This is a genomic window from Pseudomonas sp. PF05 (assembly GCF_056521845.1).
Window position 1 is genome coordinate 43,061 of record NZ_JBWLPW010000022.1, and the last position, 16,103, is coordinate 59,163.

Below are 16,103 nucleotides of genomic sequence, written 5' to 3' on the forward strand. Positions count from 1 at the left end.
CCGTTCCAGTATGGTTACTCGGTGTGACCCGAGGCGTTTTTCAAAAGTTCAGCGAAGATGGCCATTCGCCAAAAGAATTGCTGACTGATCGGTCAGTGGTAGAAAAGCTGAACTTTCAAGGCGCGCAGCGGTATTCCCGGTGTAGGGAGCGTGTGTTTTTTGTGGCGGGCGCGCGTGTAGGAGCTGCCGAAGGCTGCGATCTTTTGATCTTTTGATCTTTCGCTTGGGACTCAAGCGTCAGGGGAAAGATCGCAGCCTCGCTTCGCTCGTCAGCTCCTACAGGAGTCAGTGCTTGGATTTATCGTTCTGCGAGGAAAGTTCGTGCAGATGCCGACGGGACAACGCGAGAAATCGCGGGGTCGGGCCTACGTCTTCATAAAGCGGGTCGCCTTCTTCATCGGTGGCGACGACTTGCGTGCCCTTGATGTAGGGGAAGCTTGCTTCCAGCTCCTCCAGTGCCGCCCCGATCAGTTCGCCCAGCAGCTCCTCGGGATGGCGCTTGGGGTACATGTCGCAGATCGCTGCCAGCCGGGCGGCGGCTTCCACGTCCAGATGAATCGTGTAGCCAGTCTGGGTCAGACGGCCCTTGGCGTTTTCTTCCCAATGCTGGGCAAGCTCACGAATTTTCATGATGACCTCAATAAGCCTGCTCGTGGCAGGCGCGGTGAGTGACAAGCCGTTGTGTGGCTTAATCATGAGACTAGCTTTGTCCCACAAGGTTTAAAGTCCCTTCGTCGCTTGTCAGAAACGGTGGGCATCGGCACTCTCTAATCCAAGAGCTGTCCGGACTTTTTTGCTGGAGAAATGCTGATGACCGATATCGATGCACGCTTGCGCGAAGACGTTCACCTGCTCGGTGAGCTATTGGGCAACACCATCCGCGAACAATACGGGGACACGTTTCTCGACAAGATCGAGCAGATCCGCAAGGGCGCCAAGGCTGACCGACGCGGCTCCGTGGACGCCGAACTCAGCGCCAGCCTCAATCAATTGAGCGAGGACGAACTGCTGCCAGTGGCGCGGGCGTTCAACCAGTTCCTCAACCTGGCCAACATCGCCGAGCAATACCAACTTATCCACCGCCGCGAAGAGTCGGAGCCGGAACCCTTCGAGGCGCGGGTATTGCCCGAGCTGCTCGCCCGGCTGCGGGCCGAGGGCCATGGCGCCGAGTCCCTGGCCCGGCAATTGGGGCGGTTGGAGATCGAACTGGTCCTCACCGCTCACCCCACGGAAGTGGCTCGCCGTACCCTGATCCAGAAATACGACGCCATCGCCGCGCAACTGGCCGCCCAGGATCACCGCGACCTGACCCGCGCCGAGCGCGCACAGATTCACGAACGCCTGCAACGGTTGATCGCCGAAGCCTGGCACACCGAAGAAATCCGCCGCACCCGGCCGACCCCAGTGGACGAGGCCAAGTGGGGTTTTGCGGTGATCGAGCACTCGTTGTGGCAGGCCATTCCCAATTACCTGCGCAAGGCCGACCAGGCCCTGCATGCCGCCACCGGCTTGCGCCTGCCGCTGGAGGCGGCGCCAATCCGTTTTGCCTCGTGGATGGGCGGCGACCGTGACGGCAACCCGAATGTTACCGCCACCGTGACCCGCGAGGTGCTGTTGCTCGCGCGGTGGATGGCGGCGGACCTGTACCTGCGCGACATCGATCAACTGGCCGCCGAGCTGTCGATGCAACACGCCAGCGAGGCTTTGCGTGCCCAGGCCGGCGAGAGCGCCGAACCTTATCGCGCCGTGCTCAAGCAACTGCGCGAACGCTTGCGCGCCACCCGCAACTGGGCCCACGCCTCCCTGAGCGCCGCCACGCCGCCAAGCGCCGAGGTGTTGCAGCACAACCGCGAGCTGCTGGACCCCTTGGAGCTGTGCTATCACTCCCTGCATGAGTGCGGCATGGGCGTGATTGCCGACGGGCCGCTGCTCGATTGCCTGCGCCGGGCGGTGACCTTCGGCCTGTTCCTGGTGCGCCTCGATGTACGCCAGGACTCGACGCGCCATACCGCCGCCATGACGGAGATAACCGACTACCTGGGCCTGGGTCGCTACGAAGACTGGAACGAGGAGCAACGCATCAGCTTCTTGCTGGCGGAACTGAGCAACCGGCGTCCGCTGCTGCCGGCCCATTTCAAACCGTCGGCCGACACGGCGGAGGTGTTGGCGACGTGCCGGGAAGTGGCCGCGGCACCGGCGGCGTCCCTGGGTTCCTACGTCATCTCCATGGCCGGGGCGGCGTCCGATGTCCTCGCCGTGCAGCTGTTATTGAAGGACGCTGGCGTGTTGCGACCGATGCGCGTGGTGCCGCTGTTCGAGACCCTGGCCGACCTGGACAACGCCGGGCCGGTGATCGAGCGGCTGTTGCTGTTGCCCGGTTATCGCTCGCGGTTGCAAGGTCCCCAGGAAGTGATGATCGGCTATTCCGATTCGGCCAAGGACGCCGGGACCACGGCGGCGGCCTGGGCGCAGTATCGGGCCCAGGAACGGCTGGTGGACATCTGCCGCGAGCAGCAAGTCGAATTGCTGTTGTTCCACGGTCGCGGCGGCACCGTGGGCCGTGGTGGTGGTCCGGCGCACGCGGCGATCCTGTCCCAGCCGCCAGGTTCGGTGGCCGGGCGTTTCCGCACCACAGAGCAAGGCGAAATGATTCGTTTCAAATTCGGCCTGCCGGACATCGCCGAACAGAACCTCAACCTTTATCTCGCCGCAGTGCTTGAAGCGACGCTGCTGCCACCGCCGCCGCCCACGCCGCAGTGGCGACACCTGATGGACGAACTGGCGGCCGATGGCGTCAGGGCCTACCGCGCCGTGGTGCGGGAAAACCCGCAATTCGTCGAGTACTTTCGCCAGTCCACCCCCGAACAGGAATTGGGGCGCCTGCCCCTGGGCAGCCGGCCGGCCAAGCGTCGGGCCGGCGGCATCGAAAGCCTGCGGGCGATCCCATGGATCTTCGGCTGGACCCAGACCCGCCTGATGCTGCCGGCCTGGCTCGGCTGGGAAACCGCACTGAGCAAGGCCCTGGAGCGTGGCGAAGGAGAGTTGCTGGGACAGATGCGTGAGCAATGGCCGTTCTTCCGGACCCGCATCGATATGCTGGAGATGGTGCTGGCCAAGGCCGACGCCGATATTGCCCGCTCCTATGACGAGCGCTTGGTGGAGCCTGAACTGCTGCCTTTGGGTGCGCATTTACGCGACCTATTGTCGCAGGCTTGCTCGGTGGTCCTTGGCTTGACCGGTCAGTCGCAACTACTGGCACATAGCCCAGCCACGCTGGAATTCATTCGCCTGCGCAACACTTATCTCGACCCGCTGCACTTGTTGCAGGCCGAACTGTTGGCGCGCTCGCGGCAGCAGGATGTGGCCCAGGGCAGCCCCGTGGAACAGGCGTTGCTGGTGTCTGTGGCGGGGATTGCCGCCGGTTTGCGCAATACCGGCTAAAGTCAGGCTGCGCACCGAAACGGCTCGCCCGGCGTTCCCGGGCGTTGTCCGTCGGGGGAGCAAACAGGTCGACCAGGCGACAGTTCGTTGCCCGGTTGCGACGCTCGCCACCCCCTCCGAAGGTCGTATCGGGCGCGGGTTCCTCCGACTTTCGGCGGCTTGTGTGGGTCGGGCCTGCTGTGTATCTTGATCAGCCTTTGGCCGTTTGGGCGGTCACGATCCTGTTTTTCGAAGATTGGCCCCACGAGGCGAATCCGAGCGTTTTACATAAAAAAATTGAGGAGCACATCGATGCGCGTCATTCTGCTGGGAGCTCCCGGGGCCGGTAAAGGTACTCAGGCAAAGTTCATCACCGAAAAATTCGGTATCCCGCAAATTTCCACTGGCGACATGCTGCGTGCCGCAGTCAAGGCGGGCACCGAGCTGGGCATCAAGGCCAAGAGCATCATGGATGCCGGCGGCCTGGTGTCGGATGACCTGATCATCGCCCTGGTCAAGGATCGTATCGCTCAAGCCGACTGCGCCAATGGCTTCCTGTTCGACGGCTTCCCACGCACCATTCCCCAGGCCGAAGCCTTGGTGACTGCGGGTGTCGAGCTGGATGCGGTCGTTGAAATTGCCGTCGAGGACGAGGAAATCGTCCAACGCATTGCCGGTCGACGCGTTCATGAGCCTTCCGGTCGCGTTTACCATACCGTCTACAATCCTCCGAAAACCGAAGGCAAGGACGACGTGACGGGTGAAGACCTGGTGCAACGCAAGGACGACACCGAAGAAACCGTGCGTCATCGCCTGTCGGTCTACCATTCCCAGACCAAGCCGCTGGTGGATTTCTACCAGAAGCTGTCGGCGGCCAATGGCAAGCCGAAGTACAGCCATATCGAAGGCGTCGGCTCGGTTGAAGCGATCACTGCCAAGGTGCTTGCAGCCTTGAGCTGAAAAGTCTGATCAGTTGCATCATCTACGGCCCGCTTGCGGGCCGTAGTTGTTTATACTGGCGCACTTTTTTTCCACCTGATCTACGGACACATCGATGAGCACCTTGCTGGCCCTGGACACCGCGACTGAAGCTTGCTCCGTTGCCTTGCTGCACGACGGCAAGGTCACGAGCCATTACGAGGTGATCCCGCGCCTGCATGCGCAGAAACTCTTGCCGATGATCCAGAAACTGCTGAGCGATGCCGGGACGACCTTGCAGGCAGTGGACGCGATTGCCTTTGGCCGTGGGCCGGGGGCTTTTACGGGGGTGCGCATCGCCATCGGCGTCGTACAAGGGCTGGCCTTTGCCCTGGAGCGGCCGGTGTTGCCGGTGTCGAACCTGGCGGTGCTGGCCCAGCGCGCCTTGCGCGAACAGGGCGCCCGCCAAGTCGCAGCGGCCATCGATGCGCGCATGGACGAGGTGTATTGGGGCTGCTATCGCGAAACCGACGGCGAGATGCGCCTGGTCGGTGCTGAAGCGGTGTTGCCGCCCGAAGCGGCGGCATTGCCAAGTGACGCCAGTGGCGATTGGTTCGGTGCCGGCACCGGTTGGGGTTACGGCGAGCGCATCGCTGTCAGCCTGAGCGGCCAGGACGCCACCCTGCTGCCTCACGCCGAAGACCTGCTGGCCCTGGCACGCTTCGCCTGGGCCCGTGGTGAAGCCATTCCAGCCGATGATGCCCAGCCGGTGTACTTGCGGGACAAGGTCGCCACGCCCAAGTCCGAGCGCTGAAAAACATCACGTCATTCTCAAGCGGGCACCGTTGTAGGAGCTGCCGAAGGCTGCGATCTTTCCAGCGACACTTGAATCCCAAGTGAAAAAGTCAAAGATCAAAAGATCGCAGGCTTCGCCAGCTCCTACACCCAGCGGGGATAAATCCCCTCGCCACAAAATCACAGCACAAAGCCATTCCCCCACCCAAAAGTCACCCCCGACATTGCCAGTCGTCACTTTTTCGGCCCGTTTTTAAACCTTTTTTACTTTATGTGCTCTAGTTATCACTTGCGCATTTGCGCGGCTGCGAAAGTGCCGCTAAATTGCCATCATTGATACCGAGCATTCTGTTATGCGTATAGACGGCGTTTCATCCCAGTCCTATCCCATCAAGCGCAAGCCTCGTCCAGGCAAAATCGCTGAGCAAGAGTCCTTCGATGACATCGATGGCGACCTGGAATTTCCGTCTGAAGAGCAATTGGCTGCCCGTGCCGCCAAAGCCTCCGCGCAACGCCTGAGCAATCTCCCTGCCCGTCAGCAAGACATGCTTTACCACCGTGCGATGAGCCGCAGTGTCGCCACGGCCCTGGCGAGCTACCTGAGCACCGCCGGTTTCGTCGATTGGGATATGGAAGTGCTGGGACTCGATCTCTACATCTGATGGTCTTGCCTTATTACCTGGGCTGCCCCTCCTGGAGCGAAAACGCCTGGCGCGATTACCTTTATCCCCAGGACGCCAAAAGCACCGACTTCCTGAAGCTCTATTCCCAAGTCTTCAATGCCGTGGAAGGCAATACGACCTTCTATGCCAGCCCCTCTGCGGCCACGGTCCAGCGCTGGGCCGAAATCATGCCCGAGCACTTTCGCTTCACCGCCAAGTTTCCCGGTGACATCAGTCACAATGGCGACTTGCGCGAGCGCCTGACGGCCACCGAAACCTTCCTGCAATTGCTCAGCCCCCTGGGCGGGCGTGTCGCGCCGTACTGGCTGCAACTGTCCAAGGCCTTCACCCCGAATCGGTTGCCGGAGCTGGCGGGGTTCATCGACGCCTTGCAGCGCCCCTTGGCCGTGGAGGTTCGTCACGATGAGTTCTTTGCCAAGGGCGACGCTGAAAGGCGCCTCAATCGCCTGTTGCTCGATCGCGGCGTCGAACGTATCTGCCTCGATCCTCGGGCGCTGTTCAGTTGCACCTCGCTTGATCCTGCCGTGCTTCACGCGCAATCAAAAAAGCCCCGCGTGCCACCCCGGCCTGCGGCGTTCACTCAATGTCCGCAAGTGCGCTTCATCGGTCACCCGGTACTGGAAGCCAACGAGCCGTTCCTGACGCCATGGGTGGAGAAAATCGCCGGCTGGATCGAAGAGGGGCGCACGCCCTATATCTTCCTGCACACCGCCGACAACCTGCTGGCGGCCAAACTCGCGCAACGTTTCCACACTCGCCTGATGAGTCGTTTGCCTGGCTTGCCGGCCCTGCCTGAGCTATATAGAGAGCCCGCCGCCGAGCAACTGGGTTTGCTCTGAGGCCCACTCCCTCTCTGCTCAGGAGCGAACTACATGGATGCGCAAATTCGTCGAGCCCAGGCGTTCAAGGCCTTGCACGAACGTGAAGGGGCTTTTGTCATTCCCAACCCGTGGGATGCCGGTTCGGCCAAGATGCTGGCCAGCCTCGGCTTTGAAGCCCTGGCGACCACCAGTGCCGGCCACGCTTTTTCCTTGGGCCGGCCCGATGGCGCGCTGGGCCTGGAGGACACACTGGCCAATGTGCGGGCGATTGTGGCGGCCACCGACCTGCCCGTGGCCGTGGACCTGGAAAACGGTTTTGCCGACGCCCCCGACGAGTGCGCGCGTAACCTGCTCCGTGCGGCGCAGGCCGGTGCGGTGGGTGGTTCGATCGAGGACGCCACGGGGCGTGAAGACAGCCCCATCTATTGCTTCGACCATGCCGTGGCGCGGGTCAAGGCGGCCGCCGACGCGGTGCGTAGCCTGCCGTATCCCTTCCTGCTGACGGCCCGGGCGGAGAACTTCCTGCACGGCAATCCGGACCTGGACGACACCATCCGCCGCTTGAAGGCTTTCGCAGACGCAGGTGCCGACGTGTTGTACGCCCCGGGGCTGAGCAGCGCCGAGCAAGTGCTTGCGGTGGTGCGGGCCGTGGCGCCGAAACCGGTGAACGTGCTGATGTCCGGGGCGCTGGACCTGACCGTCGCGCAGTTGAGCGAGTTGGGCGTCAAGCGCATCAGCGTCGGATCGGCGTTGGCCCTGGCCGCGCTTGGCGAGTTCTTCCGCGCCGCCGAAGAAATCCAGCAGCAGGGCACGTTCACCTTCACGCGCCGCTCAATGCCGTTCAAGCAGGCCAACCAATTATTCAAGGGTTGATGCCCGAGGCAACGTCGTGCGGTTTTTGAAAGTTCTTGCCGTCGTGGCACTGCTCGTTGGCGTCGCAGTGCTGGGGGTATGGCGTGGCTGGGTGGCGTTGCCGCCCCAATGGAATCCCTGGGCGCCCCTGGACGTCAACCGTGCGCCCAACCTGCTGACCCGCTTCAAGCTCATGGCCCTGCGCAACGACCCGCAGCTGTGCGACCAGGCCCTCGCCACCTCGGGCCTGCGCACCGCGCGCCAGGCGGACAGCGGTGTCAATTCGACGTGCCCGCTGACCAATGTGCTGAGGGTGCAGGGCGGTGAAGTGGCGCTGAGCAGCAGTTTCCTCGCCAGTTGCCCGCTGGCCGTGGCCTTCGCGCTGTTCGAGCGTCATGCGTTGCAGCCGGCGGCAGCGGCGGTCTACGGGCAGAAAGTGACGCGGGTCGATCACCTCGGCAGTTTTGCCTGTCGCAACATGTACGGTCGTGAGAGCGGGTCGCGCAGTCAGCACGCCACTGCCAGTGCGCTGGACATCGCCGGATTTCGCCTGGCCGATGGGCGCACGGTCAGCGTGCTCAAGGACTGGCCCAAGGACAATGCCGACGCGCAGTTCCTGCGCCAGGTGCGCGACGGTTCCTGTGACATGTTCAGTGTGGTCTTGAGCCCGGACTACAACGCAGCGCACCGCAACCATTTTCATCTGGACGTGGGGCCTTGGTGGATCTGTCGCTAAGGTCCGGAGAGGGTCAGGCGGCGATACGCAGGTTCTGCAGCACGATCGGACGTGCCCAGCGGACGTCGAAATCCAGTTGTTTCTGCTGCGCCACCAGTTCCTCTTCCGGGAAGGGCGGGAACGGCTTGTCCAGCAAATCGAGTTCGAACTCGGCGATCGGCAGGTGCAATGGGCGCGGTTGCGGTGCCGGGCCGGGCTCCGGCAGCGGTTGGCCGGCGGTGAGGACGAGCGGGCGAACCCAGTTGCTTTCGAAGGTCTGCTGTTTTTGCTGGGCAGCGATTTCTTCGGCTGGGAAGGGCGGGAAGGGCTTGTCCAGCAGGTCGAGTTCGAATTCGGCGATCGGCAGGAACAACGGTTCAGGCGGCTTGACCGGTGTTTCGGTCACTTCGCAGGTGCGCTGGCTGACGATGTGCTCCAGCAACTCGGCGCCGAGGGTCGGTTCAACCGCTTCATCGAGGGCCACTGGCTGGTAGCTGCCAGGTGCCGGTGCGTTATCACCCAGTTGATCGGCCAGGGCCCGGGCAAAAAAATCCTGCCACAGGTGACTGACGCCGCTCAGTGCTTGGGTGTTACGCAGGCTGTAATCGCCGTAAGGGGAGATAACGCCTATCGATGTGGATTGAATGTCTGACATTTTTCTCGGTCGACGCTCAGCTCTGGCAAAATGCCGTTCACCGTTGTTATCGGCCGTTTTTGCCGATCCTTAATTTTTTGGGCGTGTTTTCCATGAGTGAGCAACCTGCGGCCTGCCGCATCCATGTCGAGGCCCTGGCCCCGGCCTTCCAACCGCAGGCCGAGCACTGGGCCGAGCGGCTTGGCCTGCCTTTGCAAGTGGACGATGGCGAGTTTGCCTTGCAGGTCGGCGAGCAGGGGTTGCAGTTGCAGCAACTGGGCCCGGACGCGCCAGGACCGGTGCGGGTGGACTTCGTCGAGGGCGGCGCGGCCCATCGGCGCTTGTACGGCGGTGGCAGCGGCCAGATGATCGCCAAGGCGGTCGGCATTGCCCAAGGTGTGCGTCCGCGGGTGCTGGATGCCACGGCCGGGTTGGGCAAGGATGCGTTTGTGTTGGCCAGCCTGGGCTGCGAAATGAGCCTGATCGAGCGTCAACCGCTGATTGGGGCTCTGCTGGAGGATGGCCTGGCTCGCGCGGCGCAGGACTTCGAGGTGGCGCCGATCGTGGCGCGCATGCGTTTGCTCAAGGGCAACTCCATCGAGGTGATGCGCGGCTGGGAAGGCGAGCCACCCCAGGTGATCTACCTCGACCCGATGTTTCCCCATCGGGAGAAAACCGCCCTGGTGAAGAAGGAAATGCGCCTGTTCCGCCCCCTGGTGGGCGATGACCCGGACGCCCCGGCGCTGCTCGCCGCCGCCCTGGCCCTGGCGACTCACCGAGTGGTGGTCAAGCGCCCGCGCAAGGCACCGTGTATCGAAGGGCCGAAGCCGAGCCATGGGCTCGACGGCAAATCCAGTCGCTACGATATCTACCCCAAGAAAGCGCTCAAGCCCTGATCTGTGGGAAAAGGTGTTCTGTCGCAGAAGAATGATCTGTGGGAGCAAAGCTTGCTCGCGACGAACGATGACGCGGTCTTCTGAGAGATCGCGCCGCCGCCATCGCGAGCAAGCTTTGCTCCCACAGGTCCACCTCAGTCAGCGAAACCTTTGCTCCCACAGGCCCACCCCAGTCAGAAAAAACTTTGGCAGGCCTAAGGCCGATAAGCCCGCACGAACAACCCCACCACTTCCTGCACATGGGCCTCGGCCGCTTGAGGTTCCAGTGGCGCGCCGCAGCCGTACAACAGGCGGAAGTTCGCCGCGCCCTTGATCAGGCAGAAGAAATGCTCGGCGGCGTTGCGCGGTTTGTCGATGCTCAGGGCACCGCTCTGGTTGACCTTGGTCAGCAGGCGTTCCATGCCTGAGAGCATCCGCTGCGGGCCGGCTTCGAAGAAAATCGACGAGAGCTTCGGATCCTGACTGCCCAGGGCCATGATCACCCGATGCAGGTTCACCGATTCCTCGCTGCTGATGAGTTGGTGAAAACCACGGGCGATGTTCAGCAGCACGTGCTCGATCGCAACGCCCTCCGGCCATTCGAAAAACAGCGGCGGCACCTGCTCTTCGCATTTGGCGATCACCGCCGCGGAGAACAGCGTCTCCTTGTCGTTGAAGTGGCTGTAGACCGTCAGCTTGGAGACCCCAGCCTCGGTAGCGACGGCGTCCATGCTGGTACTGGCATAACCCATGCTCACGAACAGGCGCTTCGCCGCGTCGAGAATGGCCTGGCGCTTGGCCAAGTCCTTGGGACGGCCGGGGCCGGAGGGGATTGGAGGATTGTTCGACATTTCTTCGCTTTAATACTGGACTGGTGAGTTTGCTATTAATAACATACTCGCCAGTATAATTATTCCAAGCACCATTAGCGAAAGGTCACTCGCCATGTTCCGCTATGCCTTGCCCCTCGCCGTGCCAGTCACCCTGGCTTTTTTATTGTCTGCGTGCGGTCATGACGAGCCGGTGCCCGCCGCCGTGCGCCCCGCCATGGTGGTCAAACCACGGCCTTCAGCCCAGGCGATGGACAGTTATCCCGGTGAAGTGCGAGCACGGTTCGAACCTGACCTGGCCTTTCGCATTGGCGGCAAGGTGAGCCGACGACTGGTCGAAGAGGGGCAGCGGGTCAAGGCCAATCAACCCTTGGCCGAACTCGATCCCGAAGATGTGCGCCTGCAACTGGAAGCGACCCGTGCCCAGGTCGCCGCCGCCGAGGCCAACCTGAACCTGGTACGCGCCGAGCGTGACCGCTACAAGACCTTGATGGAACGGCAGATGGTCAGCCGCTCCCAATACGACAACGCCGAGAACCTTTACCGCTCCGGCGCCGCGCGACTCAAGCAGATCAAGGCCGAGTTCGATGTCGCCAACAACCAGGCCAGCTATTCGGTGCTGCGTGCGCCCCAGGATGGCGTGGTTGCCCGGCGATCGGTGGAAGTCGGGCAGGTGGTGTCAGCCGGGCAGACCGTCTTCACCCTGGCCACCGACGGCGAGCGTGAAGTGCTGATCAGCCTGCCGGAACAAGGTTTTGGCCGGTTCAAGATTGGCCAGCCGGTTTCGGTCGAACTGTGGAGCCAGCCTGGCCAGCGTTTCAGTGGACGCATTCGCGAACTGTCGCCGGCCGCCGACCCCAAGTCCCGCACCTTTGCCGCCCGTGTGGCCTTCACCGCCGGCAGCGTGCCGGCCGAACTGGGCCAGAGCGCCCGGGTGTTTATCCAGACCGCCGAAAAGGTGCCGCTGTCGGTGCCCTTGTCGGCCCTGACGGCTGAAAACGGTGCGACGTACGTCTGGGTGGTCAACGCCAACAACACCCTGAAAAAAGTCCCGGTGCGGGTCGGCGCCTTCGGTGAAAAGACCGTTCCGGTGCTCGAAGGCCTCAGCCCCGATGACTGGGTGGTGGCGGCCGGCGTGCATGTGCTCCTCGACGGCCAGCAAGTGCGGCCGGTGGATCGCTCCAACCGCGTGGTCAACCTGACGGCCAAGGAGTAATCCCCGATGGGTTTCAATCTTTCCGAATGGGCGCTGCGCAACCGCCAGATCGTACTGTTCCTGATGCTGTTGCTGGCCATCGTCGGCGCACTTTCCTACACCAAGCTTGGCCAGAGTGAGGACCCGCCGTTCACCTTCAAGGCCATGGTCATCCGCACCAACTGGCCGGGCGCCACGGCCGAGGAAGTCTCGCGACAGGTCACTGAACGCATCGAAAAAAAGCTGATGGAAACCGGCGATTACGAAAGAATCGTCTCGTTCTCCCGTCCGGGCGAGTCCCAGGTGACCTTCGTGGCCCGCGACTCCCTGCATTCGGTGCAGATCCCCGAGCTGTGGTACCAGATCCGCAAGAAGATCAGTGACATCCGCCACACTTTGCCGCCGGGTATTCAAGGGCCATTTTTCAACGATGAATTCGGCACCACCTTCGGCAATATTTATGCGCTGACCGGTGACGGCTTCGACTACGCGGTGCTCAAGGACTACGCCGACCGCATCCAGATCCAGCTGCAACGGGTCAAGGACGTGGGCAAGGTCGAACTGCTCGGTTTACAAGACGAGAAGATCTGGATCGAGCTGTCCAACGTGAAGCTGGCGACTCTCGGCTTGCCCTTGGCGGCGGTCCAGCAGGCCCTTGAGGAGCAGAACGCGGTATCGACCGCCGGCTTCTTCGAAACCGGCAGCGAGCGGGTGCAGCTACGGGTGTCCGGTAATTTCCAGAGCGTGGACGAGATCCGCAACTTCCCGATCCGGGTCGCCGATCGTACGTTCCGTATCAGTGATGTGGCGGATGTGCGCCGTGGTTTCAACGATCCACCGGCGCCACGCATGCGTTTCATGGGCGAAGACGCCATCGGCCTGGCTGTGGCGATGAAGGACGGCGGAGACATCCTGGTGCTGGGCAAGGCCCTTGAGATCGAGTTTGCCCGTATCCAGAACACGCTCCCGGCCGGCATGCAATTGCGCAAGGTGTCGGACCAGCCGGCGGCGGTGAAGACCGGAGTGGGTGAGTTCGTCCAGGTGCTGGTGGAAGCGCTGACGATTGTGTTGCTGGTGAGCTTCTTTTCCTTGGGGCTGCGCACCGGGATGGTGGTGGCCCTGGCGATCCCGCTGGTGTTGGCGATGACCTTCGCCGCGATGTACTACCTGGGCATCGGCCTGCACAAGATTTCCCTCGGCGCGCTGGTATTGGCGCTGGGGTTGCTGGTGGACGACGCGATCATCGCGGTGGAGATGATGGCGATCAAGATGGAGCAGGGCTTCGACCGGATCAAGGCCGCCAGTTTTGCGTGGACCAGCACGGCGTTCCCGATGCTCACCGGTACGTTGATCACCGCGGCCGGCTTCCTGCCGATCGCCACCGCGCAATCGGGCACCGGCGAATACACCCGTTCGATTTTCCAGGTCGTGACCCTGGCGTTGCTGGCGTCCTGGGTGGCTGCCGTGGTGTTTGTGCCGTACCTGGGGGAAAAGCTCCTGCCGGACCTGGCGAAAATTCACGCGGCCAAACATGGCACGGCCGACGGCCAGACCGATCCTTACGGCACGCCGTTTTATCAGCGTGTCCGGCGGATGGTGGAGTGGTGCGTGCGTCGCCGCAAAACCGTCATCATCCTGACCGTGCTGTTGTTCGTCGGCTCGGTGGTGTTGTTCCGTTTCGTGCCGCAGCAGTTCTTCCCGGCATCGGGGCGGCTGGAACTGATGGTCGACCTGAAGCTGCAGGAAGGCGCCTCCCTGAGCAACACCGCCGAGCAGGTCAAGCGCCTTGAAGCGCTGCTCAAGGATCACGCCGGCATCGACAATTACGTGGCCTACGTTGGCACCGGCTCACCGCGGTTCTACTTGCCGCTGGATCAACAATTGCCGGCGTCCAGCTTCGCCCAGTTCGTGGTGCTGGCCAAGACCATCGAAGACCGCGAGCCTTTGCGCAGTTGGTTGATCGCGACCCTGAACGAACAGTTCCCAACCCTGCGGTCGCGGGTCACCCGCCTGGAAAACGGCCCGCCGGTCGGCTACCCGGTGCAGTTCCGCGTCACGGGCGAGCACATCGAAGAGGTCCGCGCCCTGGCGCGCAAAGTGGCGGCGAAAGTTCGCGAAAATCCCTACGTGACCAATGTGCACCTGGACTGGGAAGAGCCGAGCAAGGTGGTGTACCTGAACGTCGACCAGGACCGTGCTCGAGCCCTGGGCGTGAGCACCGCCAACCTGGCGAGTTTCCTGCGCAGCTCCCTCACGGGCTCCAGCGTCAGCCAGTATCGGGAAGACAACGAACTGATCGAAATCCTGCTGCGCGGCACGGTGCATGAGCGCACCGAGTTGTCGTTGCTGCCGAGCCTGGCGGTGCCGACCGACAATGGCAGGAGCGTTGCCCTGTCGCAGATCGCAACCCTGGAATACGGCTTCGAAGAGGGCGTGATCTGGCACCGCAACCGCCTGCCGAGCGTGACCGTACGGGCCGATATCTATGGCAAGGAGCAACCGGCGACCCTGGTGCAGCAGATCTTCCCGACCCTGGAGCCCATTCGTGCGCAACTGCCGGACGGTTACCTGCTGGAGGTGGGTGGTACGGTGGAGGATTCGGCTCGCGGCCAGAAATCGGTGAATGCCGGTGTGCCGTTGTTCATCGTCGTGGTGTTGACGCTGCTGATGCTGCAACTGCGCAGTTTCTCACGCACGGTCATGGTGTTTCTCACCGCGCCGCTGGGGTTGATCGGTGTCACCCTGTTCTTGCTGGTGTTCCGCCAGCCGTTTGGTTTCGTCGCCATGCTCGGCACGATCGCGCTGTCGGGGATGATCATGCGCAACTCGGTGATCCTGGTGGACCAGATCGAACAGGACATCAAGGCGGGGCTGGCCCCGTGGCAGGCGATCATCGAAGCGACGGTACGCCGCTTCCGTCCGATTGTGCTCACTGCACTGGCGGCGGTGCTGGCGATGATCCCGCTGTCGCGCAGCCTGTTCTTCGGACCGATGGCCGTGGCGATCATGGGCGGCTTGATCGTGGCGACGGCGTTGACACTGTTGTTCCTGCCTGCGTTGTATGCGGCGTGGTTCAGGGTCAAGAAGACCTGAGCCGTTCAGAGACCAGAACAGATCCAATGTGGGAGCGAGCTTGCTCGCGATAGCGGTGTAACAGTCAACGAAGATGTTGAAGCCAATACCGCCATCGCGAGCAAGCTCGCACAGTTGTTTTGGATTGGGGCTAGAGAGTGCCGAAAACCTTCTTCGCCAAACTGGTCGCCGCAGCCGCCGGGTTCTGGCGAATGGTGGCTTCCTGCTTGCCGATCATCTCGAACAACCCATCCAGCGCCTGCTCGGTCACGTAGTTTTCGATGTTGGCGCTCTTGGCGTCCAGCACGCCAAAGGTCGCGGCCTGGCCGGCGAAAGCGTTGTATTTCTGCGCCAGGCCGACCTTGTCGGTGGCTTGCTTGACGATGGGCAGGAACTTGGCGCGGATCTGCTCGCGGCTGCTCTTGTTCAGGTATTGCGTGGCCGAGTCGTTGCCGCCGCTCAAGATCCCCTTGGCATCACTCACGCTCATGTTCTTCACGGCGTTGACCAGGATCGGCTGGGCCTGGACCACCGCGGCTTCGGCGGCCTGGTTCATGCTGGTTTCCAGTTGTTCGACCTGCTCACCCATGCCGAAGGCTTTCATCTTGCTGGCGACTTTGCCGAGCTTGCCTGGCAGTTCGATCTTCACATCCGGGTTGTTGCTGAAGCCGCCGGGTGTGCCCAGTTGCTTGACCGCCACCTGCGCACCTTGGATCAAGGCGTCCTTGAGACCGCCCGTGGCATCCTTTTGCGACAGGTCGCCCAAGGACAGGGCCATGGCATTGGCACAGATCAGCAGGCCTGCGCACAGGCCGGTGAAACGGAGGGTTGAGCGAAGCATGATGGGGTCCTTGAAGAAAGTTTGAAAAAGCAATCAGCGTGCGGCGTTGACGCGGATCTTCAACGGCTGCGGATCCTTGCCATCGAGTTGCACGGCGTGTTGTTCAGTGGTGATGAACATCAACTGGCCGTCCACTTCGATGCGGGCGCTCACGGCATAACGATGGCCGGGCTTGACCTGGGCCGGATCATAACTGAGGTGGAACGGCAGCGGGACCTGGCCTTTGACCGGGCCGCTCTGTTGATCGAGTACCACGGCAGGGGCGTCGGCCAGGGAAACGTCTTGCAGGCTCACGCTCAAGGTAGCGTTGGGCGGCAGGGCGATGCGTTGCAGATAGAAGACTTCGCCATCGAGGCTCGCGACGGAGGCGGCGGGTGGCGTTGATGATTGGCACGCGGCCAGCAGTGAAGTGAATGCAAGCAGAAGAAATTTTTTCATGTGGAAGTACCTTT

Annotated in this window: 15 protein-coding genes; 10 read left to right on the forward strand and 5 right to left on the reverse strand. The window is 62.4% G+C overall.

Annotated elements, in window-relative coordinates; translation table 11 throughout:
* Positions 1–285: 285 nt before the first annotated feature.
* Positions 286–630: a hypothetical protein gene (locus tag AC09SL_RS26375; protein WP_058545979.1), complete on the reverse strand. Its 345-nt coding sequence runs from the start codon at positions 628–630 to the stop codon at positions 286–288.
* A 180-nt stretch (positions 631–810) separates the two neighbouring features.
* Here AC09SL_RS26375 and ppc point away from each other — a divergent pair, with 180 nt between their 5' ends.
* The 7 genes from ppc (at position 811) to AC09SL_RS26410 (ending at position 8,225) form a co-directional block, all read left to right on the forward strand.
* The gene (gene ppc / locus AC09SL_RS26380; RefSeq protein WP_058545989.1) at positions 811–3,441 is read left to right on the forward strand and encodes a phosphoenolpyruvate carboxylase; all 2,631 of its coding nucleotides are present in this window, start codon (positions 811–813) and stop codon (positions 3,439–3,441) included.
* Positions 3,442–3,732: 291 nt separating this feature from the next.
* Complete coding sequence (gene adk, locus AC09SL_RS26385; protein WP_058545978.1) at positions 3,733–4,380, forward strand: adenylate kinase; 648 nt, start codon at positions 3,733–3,735, stop codon at positions 4,378–4,380.
* Positions 4,381–4,474: 94 nt separating this feature from the next.
* Positions 4,475–5,152 (forward strand): tRNA (adenosine(37)-N6)-threonylcarbamoyltransferase complex dimerization subunit type 1 TsaB, encoded by a 678-nt coding sequence (tsaB, locus tag AC09SL_RS26390; protein WP_058545977.1) that lies wholly within the window; start codon positions 4,475–4,477, stop codon positions 5,150–5,152.
* Positions 5,153–5,486: 334 nt separating this feature from the next.
* Positions 5,487–5,795 carry a hypothetical protein gene (locus AC09SL_RS26395; protein ID WP_058545976.1) on the forward strand — a complete coding sequence of 103 codons (309 nt, stop codon included), beginning with the start codon at positions 5,487–5,489 and terminating at the stop codon, positions 5,793–5,795.
* On the forward strand, positions 5,795–6,655 hold the full coding sequence (locus AC09SL_RS26400) for a DUF72 domain-containing protein (protein WP_058545975.1): 861 nt from the start codon (positions 5,795–5,797) through the stop codon (positions 6,653–6,655). Before AC09SL_RS26395 ends, AC09SL_RS26400 begins: the two co-directional genes overlap by 1 nt.
* Positions 6,656–6,688: 33 nt before the next feature.
* A complete protein-coding gene (locus AC09SL_RS26405; protein WP_058545974.1) occupies positions 6,689–7,510 on the forward strand; it encodes an isocitrate lyase/PEP mutase family protein in 822 nt (273 codons plus the stop codon).
* A gap of 16 nt (positions 7,511–7,526) precedes the next feature.
* On the forward strand, positions 7,527–8,225 hold the full coding sequence (locus tag AC09SL_RS26410; protein WP_058545973.1) for an extensin-like domain-containing protein: 699 nt from the start codon (positions 7,527–7,529) through the stop codon (positions 8,223–8,225).
* Positions 8,226–8,238: 13 nt separating this feature from the next.
* Here AC09SL_RS26410 and AC09SL_RS26415 read toward each other — a convergent pair whose 3' ends face one another.
* The gene (locus tag AC09SL_RS26415) at positions 8,239–8,859 is read right to left on the reverse strand and encodes a hypothetical protein (protein ID WP_058545972.1); all 621 of its coding nucleotides are present in this window, start codon (positions 8,857–8,859) and stop codon (positions 8,239–8,241) included.
* A 92-nt stretch (positions 8,860–8,951) separates the two neighbouring features.
* Here AC09SL_RS26415 and AC09SL_RS26420 point away from each other — a divergent pair, with 92 nt between their 5' ends.
* Complete coding sequence (locus AC09SL_RS26420; RefSeq protein ID WP_058545971.1) at positions 8,952–9,734, forward strand: class I SAM-dependent methyltransferase; 783 nt, start codon at positions 8,952–8,954, stop codon at positions 9,732–9,734.
* A 194-nt stretch (positions 9,735–9,928) separates the two neighbouring features.
* On the opposite strand, the gene AC09SL_RS26425 is transcribed toward AC09SL_RS26420, so the two are convergent.
* Entirely contained in the window at positions 9,929–10,564 is a 636-nt protein-coding gene (locus AC09SL_RS26425; RefSeq protein ID WP_058545970.1) for a TetR/AcrR family transcriptional regulator, read from the reverse strand.
* Between the two features lie 94 nt (positions 10,565–10,658).
* On the opposite strand from AC09SL_RS26425, the gene AC09SL_RS26430 reads away from it, so the two are divergent.
* Entirely contained in the window at positions 10,659–11,759 is a 1,101-nt protein-coding gene (locus tag AC09SL_RS26430; RefSeq protein WP_058545969.1) for an efflux RND transporter periplasmic adaptor subunit, read from the forward strand.
* A gap of 6 nt (positions 11,760–11,765) precedes the next feature.
* Complete coding sequence (locus AC09SL_RS26435; protein WP_064107099.1) at positions 11,766–14,831, forward strand: efflux RND transporter permease subunit; 3,066 nt, start codon at positions 11,766–11,768, stop codon at positions 14,829–14,831.
* A 130-nt stretch (positions 14,832–14,961) separates the two neighbouring features.
* Here the strand turns inward: AC09SL_RS26435 and AC09SL_RS26440 are convergent, their stop codons facing one another.
* The gene (locus AC09SL_RS26440; RefSeq protein ID WP_058543204.1) at positions 14,962–15,651 is read right to left on the reverse strand and encodes a DUF4197 domain-containing protein; all 690 of its coding nucleotides are present in this window, start codon (positions 15,649–15,651) and stop codon (positions 14,962–14,964) included.
* Positions 15,652–15,684: 33 nt separating this feature from the next.
* Positions 15,685–16,089, reverse strand: coding sequence for a YbaY family lipoprotein (locus tag AC09SL_RS26445; RefSeq protein ID WP_058543203.1), 405 nt, complete (start codon positions 16,087–16,089; stop codon positions 15,685–15,687).
* Positions 16,090–16,103: the final 14 nt, after the last annotated feature.

Coding starts and splice junctions, on each gene's coding strand:
- AC09SL_RS26435 (WP_064107099.1), top strand. CDS start 11,766: ATGGGTTTCAATCTTTCCGAATGGGCGCTGCGCAACCGCCAGATCGTA.
- AC09SL_RS26430 (WP_058545969.1), top strand. CDS start 10,659: ATGTTCCGCTATGCCTTGCCCCTCGCCGTGCCAGTCACCCTGGCTTTT.
- AC09SL_RS26415 (WP_058545972.1), bottom strand. CDS start 8,859: ATGTCAGACATTCAATCCACATCGATAGGCGTTATCTCCCCTTACGGC.
- AC09SL_RS26425 (WP_058545970.1), bottom strand. CDS start 10,564: ATGTCGAACAATCCTCCAATCCCCTCCGGCCCCGGCCGTCCCAAGGAC.
- AC09SL_RS26405 (WP_058545974.1), top strand. CDS start 6,689: ATGGATGCGCAAATTCGTCGAGCCCAGGCGTTCAAGGCCTTGCACGAA.
- ppc (WP_058545989.1), top strand. CDS start 811: ATGACCGATATCGATGCACGCTTGCGCGAAGACGTTCACCTGCTCGGT.
- AC09SL_RS26375 (WP_058545979.1), bottom strand. CDS start 630: ATGAAAATTCGTGAGCTTGCCCAGCATTGGGAAGAAAACGCCAAGGGC.
- AC09SL_RS26420 (WP_058545971.1), top strand. CDS start 8,952: ATGAGTGAGCAACCTGCGGCCTGCCGCATCCATGTCGAGGCCCTGGCC.
- AC09SL_RS26400 (WP_058545975.1), top strand. CDS start 5,795: ATGGTCTTGCCTTATTACCTGGGCTGCCCCTCCTGGAGCGAAAACGCC.
- AC09SL_RS26440 (WP_058543204.1), bottom strand. CDS start 15,651: ATGCTTCGCTCAACCCTCCGTTTCACCGGCCTGTGCGCAGGCCTGCTG.
- AC09SL_RS26395 (WP_058545976.1), top strand. CDS start 5,487: ATGCGTATAGACGGCGTTTCATCCCAGTCCTATCCCATCAAGCGCAAG.
- adk (WP_058545978.1), top strand. CDS start 3,733: ATGCGCGTCATTCTGCTGGGAGCTCCCGGGGCCGGTAAAGGTACTCAG.
- tsaB (WP_058545977.1), top strand. CDS start 4,475: ATGAGCACCTTGCTGGCCCTGGACACCGCGACTGAAGCTTGCTCCGTT.
- AC09SL_RS26445 (WP_058543203.1), bottom strand. CDS start 16,089: ATGAAAAAATTTCTTCTGCTTGCATTCACTTCACTGCTGGCCGCGTGC.